We start from the raw sequence: 7,906 nt of genomic DNA, 5'->3' as shown, positions 1-7,906 counted from the left end.
ACAATTTACAGCCGCTTATATTTTTGGTGCCGTCTGTCCAGAGAATAGCAAAACGGCGGGGTTAATTATGCCAAAAGCGAATACTGAAGGTATGCAGCACCACCTTAATATTATTTCAACGACGGTAACATCAAGTAAACATGCTCTACTTATTGTTGACCGCGCTGCTTGGCACCTCACTGAAAAACTTGATATGCCTACTAATATAACGATAATGCCGTTACCTCCTTATTCACCAGAGCTCAACCCAGTCGAGCAAATTTGGCAACAATTACGACGGTCAGACTTTTCAAATCGGTGTTTTGAAGATTATGATGAAATTGTATCGGTATGTTGCCAAGCATGGAATAAGTTTGCGAAATGTGCTGAGGCTGTTCATAGTTTATGCTCACGTAAATGGGCATTGTTGGAGTAGGAATTTATTGGGATTGGTATAACCTACCGTCTCTCTTTTATTCTTTTTATTAGCTTCTAACTGAGTTGACCTTGGTTAACGCTTACAAAATCACTATCACAACCATTATGGTATTTTTAACAAATTATTTATTTAAAAAACATTCTATTTTATTCCCTCTAAAATCTCTGCAACCCACGTTACAACGGACTCTTCCGTGTGTCGGTCTGCATCATAATTTACGCGATAAGTATGATTTTTACCAGGTATTTTAATGTCTTTTAACGCTTTAATCTCTGGAAATAAATGCTGATTAAAGTTAATCTCTTCCCCTGGTTTACTTGCATCACTCAATGCTTTGCAGCATTGAATATCCCACTCACTCATCGGTAAAATGTATTGCTTGTTATCGTTCTTGATTCGATTGGCCCAGCCATCCTGAGAACAGCTGTCATCTAATTCAGATAGCACCTTAGCCGCCCGTAAAAATCTGCCATCATGTTGTGTGTAACAATTAATCACATCTGTTTGCTGATTTTTTACATCCAGTTCTTGCCAGGTAACAACACGATCTATTTTTAAATCAATAGCAAGTGATCCTAAAATAAGTACTTGTTTATGATGCGGTGATCTAACATCTCTTATCCGTGCAATGGCTTGTGTTATTTCATGCTCTCGTGTCTGAGCTAAAATAGCATCTGTATATGGGTTATTAAAATATCGACCCTTTCCTCTCGATCTTTCTCTATCAACACCTTTTCCTGCTTGGTACGCCTTTAACTGTAAGACATTAAATTCATCCCCTTTTCTACTCCTTATTCGTACTTTGTTCGGGTCTTTACTTAAATCCTCAGATTGCAGTAAAGCATCCATCCCAGACATTTGATTACGCCCTAAAATAATACAATGATAGTTTGAATACTGATTTATCCCTCGCGTATCATTAAAGTGAGCAATCGCTAAATACCCTTTACCTTTCTCAGATATTTCAAGATGTTCTAATAGCTCAGTAAATTTCTTATTTTCCTCAAGACCCAAATACGTCACTAAGAGCGTCGGCTCCTTATAAACCGCATAATTTGAAGCCGCTGTGCGGTTAATTATTTTAGCCAGCGCTTGTAAGATTTTAATGTCTGAACCATTTAAAGAGTTTTTACCAAAAACTTTACTATGACACTGCGTGACACATAATCGCCGCTGCGCATTAATTTGTATAAAGTTAATGGGTGGATAAGAAGCATTAGGCCGTTTTAATAAATCCTGCGCAAGGATCTCTGACGCATCTCCATCAATGCACAAAATAGGTACTTTAAGTAAGAACTGAGTATAACGATCTGCCCCTAAGCGGCTCAACTTATCGCCTAAATTATTTTCACTGCCCTGACGCGTTAAAGATTTAGTATATAAACCCTGGTGTATAACAAACTGACCTTGAATGCAGCTAAAATGAGACGCATCACTGTTATCCTGACAAATACGTAGCAAGATAGAAGCAAAACGATAATCCTCTCGATTATCATTAATATAAGCCAACTTATATTTTAATTTTGCTGGACTATCGCCAGGCACAACCTCATTATTTTCTGACATACATTGCGCTTCATAATCTCGTACAAAAGCCGCTAATGACGCTTTCTCTGAATCAAGCGTATTCTGAGTTCCCGCCTCAATTAAACACTGCTCCCATTGCCAAACTAACTGCGCATTATTCGCAGGGCAATGACTAAATGCCTCATGTAATGCCCGAACTCCCGCGAAACTTAAAGCTGCCTTTAACTGCTTGGCTGCATATTTATTATGGCCTGTAATCACATCGTAATAACGTTCATCAATCACAACCAGATCAGGCCTCTTTTCAGACTTCGATAAAAACGTATTTAAATAATGCTGCGCTAAGATTAAAACATCAGCTGATGTATCAAACTGTTTTAAATACGCACAGTTTTCAAAAAACTGACATTGTTTACCCGCATTACTACAAAAGGCTTGTGTGACCGAGGGAACAATATTTTCATAAAGTTTCACTTGATCATAATTAGCACACATGCCCTCAACACGTCGCCCCTTGCGTACCTCAATATTTAAACCAGGAAAACGCTCCATCATGTCTTTTTTTAACTCACCTGCTAACTTATGCCGAGGGACATACAAATGTACAAACAAAGGCCTTCCCGCTGCCTTCATCTCAGCCGCTGCCTTAAAAATAGCGCGTGTTTTACCTAATCCTGCGGTCGCGGCAATCACCGTATTAGGCACCGCTAAGGAACCTATCCTTTTGTCCTGCAAAACTTGAGTTAAAGAACGCTCCCCATAGAATTCAGGTACTAATTTAGGGTTATCAACCGCTTTAAAGAAATTAAAAACAGCTTCATTCAATACAGCACATGCGTCATTAACCGGCAAAACAGCCTTCTTCTCAGGAAAAGCAGGTCTAACCAAACTATACAACTGCCCGCCATGCGCTTGAGAATAGATCTGAGGCCCTTGGTTATCACTATCTCGACCATTAGCATAGAATACTGCACAGGTCCGACCACTACGATAACCAGGCCCTTCAATCGGATCTGCTAACTGTTTTTTATCATACCTTTTTGGGCTTTTTAAAACGCTCTCTACGGTCGTATCGCCTTGCCCAAAGTACAAAGGCCGATCAAAATTTAAGGCTTGAATATCGTCTTCAGATTCAGACAATTGATTACCTTGCCCCACTTGATGCTGATCAAACACATACCCATTAGAAACCCCTTTCTCTATTACCTCTAAATCACCAAAGCAATCACAATCCAACGCCTGCCCAGAACATTGATGCCAAACAACCTTTACATCCTCTAATTCAACATCATCAGAAACCACAGGTGTGCCACAATAATCCAACTGCACAGCACTTGCCATCGCGGTATCAATCGATACCGGCTGTCTAATAGGATCGCCTACTTCCAGCGTTGTTTCTATGGATGCTTGATAATCGACTAATCGACGTGCCAAGGCTTTAATAAACCCAGGTATTAAAGTCGGCGTGCTACTTGGAAAATAAAAGCGATACCCGTTCTTATTAAATCCCTTTACCCGTGACGAGCTAGAACCCTGACTAAAACACAACACAGACTCAAACCCCGGAATAAGCTGACAAAGGATTTTATACATCTCAGCGGGTGGCGTTAACTCCCCTTCCCCTGAATCATCAATGTCTAAAATCACCAAACCATTTATTGGATTAAAACGGGGGGATAAAAACGCTTTAGAGCGGGTGATATAAAGTGGTTTATCTTCAGCAGCAGAATACTCATGCTCTCTGTCTTGTTCATCGTACAAAGTCTTAGAAAGACACAATACTTGTTTACCAAAAAAAGAATGCTCAAACACATCTGCTGTTAATGCATGATAAGAACTTGCCGTCTTTAAAAAATCAGGAAATTCTAAAAAATCTATTTCTATATACTGCGCGAAACTTTTAATCATTTTCGAGGATGGCCTTTTAGAACAAACCTCGCCTGCTTCATTACGAAAATAACATTTTGATAAAGGAGTTTTAGAGTGATAAAAAGTAAACGCAATCGATGTTTGCATAGATAAAATGATAAAAAGACAGTTAAGAAAGAAATCCGTTGTTCATATTAACGGTTTTGAGGATGGGTTACCAAGGTTACTTCTCTAATAATAATATATATTAGGGATTTAACCCTGGTAAAATACTGATAAAACACCCTTCAAAACCGTTTCAAAGGGAATACGGGGAAAACTCTAAACCCTAAACTGGCTGTAAAAAGCGTTTTTAATGATAATGTACTTTTAAAAAAAGCTTGAATCTTATTACAAGAATAAGACTTACAATAAACCCCCTGCTAATGCTTTTTAAAGGCCAATACATGCTATCTAAGCGACTTTTATATACATTACTACTAACACTTCCCGTTAGTTCCTATTCGCATACTGGAGGTCTAAATAAAGAAGGATGTCACACCAACAAAAAGACCGCTACTTATCACTGTCATACGCAAAAGAAATTAACGAAACGTTCTGAACCAAATAAACCAACACAATCCGCATTAAGCAAAGGTGAACTGCCCTCCCCTGCATTAATTGATCAAGCTGACGATCATAGCCAGGATTTCAGGCGCGCCATGCTACCTCACGAAATTCCGGGACTCCTGTCGCCGTAATTCGTTCACCTACGCAGCGAATAGGAGATGCTCCAGCCGCCCTGCGTCCGCCACAGACTGAGCACAAATGGCTCTACGGCTATTCGGGATAAAATTTTAGCCTCCCTCGCGCGCTATCGCGCACTTCGGATTGGCAAATTTCCCTGCGCCTTCTGGAGACTATCAGCCCGTCCGGGGCTGACAGCGGAGGTATCAATACCTTCGCCAAAATTAAAATACACTCATTTCTATGAATTTTACAGCCTATAAACGGTTGATTTATATAGGTTTAAGATTGTCATTTCTGGCTTAAATTAAAATTGGCGAAGGTACTGTTAAAACATAATTAAAACAGGTATATCACCATGACAAGTACACAACAACGTAGCGAACTACAAAGCCAAATTTGGAAAATTGCGAATGAGGTTCGTGGGTCAGTCGATGGTTGGGATTTTAAGCAGTACGTATTAGGTGCTTTGTTCGTAGTGGGTTAAACCTGTGTTTAGCATGAGAGCAATAGAATAAGAAAGTGATTTATTGCATAATTCCCTCATGAAATATTATCAAGAAATCACCTGCCCTAACTGTACTAATTCCAACCTGATGAAATCAGGTAGTAGCGATCGTGGTGTGCAGCGATATCGTTGCCAGACCACAGCTTGCTCAACCAACACCTTCATGTTGGAATATTGTTATAAAGCATGTGAATTTGGAACCAAAGAACACGTTGTCGAAATGGCTATCAATAGTAGTGGCACTCGAGACACGGCTAGGGTTCTTAAAATCAATAAAAATACGGTGACTCGTACTTTAAAAAACAAAGAAAACAGTCTTGTTCAAGTGAACCCTCTTTTTCAGACCTTTGATCAAGGGAAACCATTGGAAGTCAGACTAGAACAGGTCTGCTGTGATGAAGCCGAAATGGATGAACAGTGGTCTTTTGTAGGAAATAAAAGCAATCAACGCTGGCTATGGCATGCTGTTGATCATAAAACCAACACGGTACTCGCTTATGTTTTTGGCAAGCGTAAGGACATTGTTTTCAAAGAATTAAAAGCGTTACTTTTGCCTTTAAATATCAGTCGTTATTACACCGATGACTGGGGCGCTTATGAACGTCATCTCGATGCTGAGAAACATGAAATAGGTAAGAAAAACACCCAAAAAATTGAACGTAAAAACTTGAATTTTAGAGCATGGATTATAGCACCCCAAAGAGTCAAGACAGATTTTTCAACAATCCTTATTCCATATTCCTAAGCCGCTTCATTCTGCTGTTCATTAGCTAAAATACTTTCTCTATATACATTCATTGGTTTTTTATAGTCCAGGGTTTCATGAAACCGTTGATGATTATAAAACTCAATATAGTCATCAACATCTTCTATTAACGCTCTAATTGAACCATATTCATTTAAATAAATACGCTCACATTTTGCACTTCGCCAAAACCGTTCAATACAAATATTATCCGTTGCTCGTCCTTTTCCATCCATAGAAATAGTAATGCCTTTGTTTTTTAGTCGTTGGGTATGAATTTCACTGGTGTATTGACTGCCTTGATCCGTATTAAAAATTTCAGGTGTTCCGTAGAGAGAAAGCGCTTCATCTAATACATCCATAACTAAAAAAGAATCCATTGTGTTTGATATTTTATGGGCGAGCACTGCTTTTGAGTGCCAATCAATAATCGCCGCTAAATAAACCATCCCTTCTTTGGTTTTAATATAGGTTATATCTGTACTCCAAACTTGGTTAGCGTGTGATATATCAAGATCTCTAAGCTTATAAGTATATTTTTTATGTTCTTTTATGGGGATCGTTGTATTGACTTGTTTTACCGCTAATACGGCTTTCAAGCCCATCTGCTGCCGATAACTCGCCACCGTGTTTAAACTGACTTTAAAACCACCTTCAAGCAACTGCTGGTGTACTTTAGCCGCACCATAAATAGGGATGTCTTTAAAAATGTGATTAATCTGAGTTTTGATCTCTTCTTTCTTTTTATTCTCTCTTTTTTTGTAATAGAGATTGCTTCTATTTAATCCTAATAATGCACACTGCTGTGTTAGAGGTAGAGTGTTAAGCTTGGGCTCAATCAACTGTTTTCTATCAGATGAGTCCAAGCTTTTTAGCTTTTTTTCGAGCCACTCCTTTTCAACCGTCATTTTTCCTACGATTTTTGTGAGCATCTCATTTTGTTCTTGAGCTGCTAATAGATCCTCTTTGTAATCTTTAACGGCTTTGGAGGGCTCCATTGCTATTTCTGCATTGTCTAAGAATATTTTTTTCCAGTTTTGTAGGTTCTTAGGTGTGATGTTATTTGCACTGGCAATTTCTTGCAGTGTTTTTTTCATTCTTTAAAACTTCTAATACCAACTTGCTTTTAAATTCAGCACTGTAGACCGTTCTTTTTCTGCTCATTTTAATACTCCAATTTTTTACAAATAGTAACTAATTTGGAATAAGATTGCTTTGATTTCTTGTCTGGATTTGCTGGGGGATTATAAATCTCTTGCTATTCGCCTCAATTTCTTTTGCTAAATTCAAGTAATAGGCCATAACAACAGGATGGAAAGGAGTTAACCATTTATCACCTTCATTTTCCCAAATCCCAATTTTTAACAATATTTTTTGATCATTATTTAGTAGTTCATTCTCAAGAATTTCTGATAAAGCCTTGTGATATTTTTCAATAACTTTTGTGATTAAGCTAGTGAATAACACTCCCCATGATGCAAGAGATATCAGACTACGCAGCTGTTTTAAATGATCAAATAATGCTTTATATGCATCTGATAGTTCAGGATAAGTCGCTTGTAGATTTTCAATAGTAAAGACTTGTTTAGCTTCATCTCGGCAATACAAAAGGTCACCATGGAGAATGTCCTCTTCTCTTTGGAGTAACGTTAACCGTCGTCCCTTTGGAGACACTTCCTTATTATCAATAAGTACTTTGCTTTTAGCTCTATTAAAAACACCAAAATAATCATCTTTAAAGAATCGAATACAACGGTCTTTATCTAATAATAAGGGCAATGTCAGCGCTTCAGTTGCAACAGCCCCTTCAATATAAAAATCTAACGATACATCTTTATTTTTTAAAGTGAACTCAACTTCATCAGATTCATTGGACATCTTTTGAAAGTTTAGAGTGCCTACTTCATTTACATCAATACATTGAGTAAGTTCACTTAATTCAAAACTACTTTCGAGCTCTGGATTCAGAATCAGACAGCTTTCTGCCGTTTGAAGAATAAGCCTTTGTTTCTTGTCATCTACTAAAAAAATATGTCGAAAATCATCAATATTAAATAGGCTCTCTTGCAAGACAAGGCAGTGAAATTGGTATTTCTCCGATGTTTTGTCTCGA

At 38.1% G+C, this 7,906-nt stretch carries 5 protein-coding genes and 3 pseudogenes; 5 read left to right on the top strand and 3 right to left on the bottom strand.

Features of this window, described 5'->3' with window-relative positions; genetic code table 11:
- The coding region (locus tag K6984_RS29550) for an IS630 family transposase (RefSeq protein ID WP_221898552.1) at nt 1-415 on the top strand (415 nt) is incomplete at its 5' end.
- Nucleotides 416-559: 144 nt separating this feature from the next.
- On the opposite strand, the gene K6984_RS29545 is transcribed toward K6984_RS29550, so the two are convergent.
- Entirely contained in the window at nt 560-3,853 is a 3,294-nt protein-coding gene (locus tag K6984_RS29545) for a DEAD/DEAH box helicase family protein (protein ID WP_221898551.1), read from the bottom strand.
- 386 nt (nt 3,854-4,239) lie between these two features.
- Here K6984_RS29545 and K6984_RS29540 point away from each other — a divergent pair, with 386 nt between their 5' ends.
- From K6984_RS29540 to K6984_RS29525, 4 genes and pseudogenes are all read left to right on the top strand, one after another.
- Nucleotides 4,240-4,554 carry a YHYH domain-containing protein gene (locus K6984_RS29540; RefSeq protein ID WP_338024579.1) on the top strand — a complete coding sequence of 105 codons (315 nt, stop codon included), beginning with the start codon at nt 4,240-4,242 and terminating at the stop codon, nt 4,552-4,554.
- A 27-nt stretch (nt 4,555-4,581) separates the two neighbouring features.
- On the top strand, nt 4,582-4,803 hold the full coding sequence (locus tag K6984_RS29535) for a hypothetical protein (RefSeq protein WP_221898550.1): 222 nt from the start codon (nt 4,582-4,584) through the stop codon (nt 4,801-4,803).
- Between the two features lie 95 nt (nt 4,804-4,898).
- Nucleotides 4,899-5,015: pseudogene (locus tag K6984_RS29530) on the top strand (type I restriction-modification system subunit M N-terminal domain-containing protein); the annotation flags it as partial.
- A 70-nt stretch (nt 5,016-5,085) separates the two neighbouring features.
- A pseudogene (locus tag K6984_RS29525) lies at nt 5,086-5,775 on the top strand (IS1 family transposase); the annotation flags it as partial.
- A 14-nt stretch (nt 5,776-5,789) separates the two neighbouring features.
- Here the strand turns inward: K6984_RS29525 and K6984_RS29520 are convergent.
- Together K6984_RS29520 and K6984_RS29515 are read right to left on the bottom strand one after the other, a co-directional pair.
- Complete coding sequence (locus tag K6984_RS29520) at nt 5,790-6,890, bottom strand: IS3 family transposase (protein WP_230988190.1); 1,101 nt, start codon at nt 6,888-6,890, stop codon at nt 5,790-5,792.
- Between the two features lie 97 nt (nt 6,891-6,987).
- Nucleotides 6,988-7,906: pseudogene (locus K6984_RS29515) on the bottom strand (DNA phosphorothioation-dependent restriction protein DptH); the annotation flags it as partial.

The sequence above is a fragment of the Bathymodiolus japonicus methanotrophic gill symbiont genome, from assembly GCF_019721995.1.
Classification (GTDB): Bacteria; Pseudomonadota; Gammaproteobacteria; order Methylococcales; family Methylomonadaceae; genus Methyloprofundus.
This window is presented reverse-complemented; position numbering and strand designations above follow the sequence as displayed.

Excerpts from the sequence above, each read along its gene's own strand:
- K6984_RS29535 (WP_221898550.1), top strand. The coding sequence starts at position 4,582 with ATGCTCCAGCCGCCCTGCGTCCGCCACAGACTGAGCACAAATGGCTCT.
- K6984_RS29545 (WP_221898551.1), bottom strand. The coding sequence starts at position 3,853 with ATGATTAAAAGTTTCGCGCAGTATATAGAAATAGATTTTTTAGAATTT.
- K6984_RS29520 (WP_230988190.1), bottom strand. The coding sequence starts at position 6,890 with ATGAAAAAAACACTGCAAGAAATTGCCAGTGCAAATAACATCACACCT.
- K6984_RS29540 (WP_338024579.1), top strand. The coding sequence starts at position 4,240 with ATGCTTTTTAAAGGCCAATACATGCTATCTAAGCGACTTTTATATACA.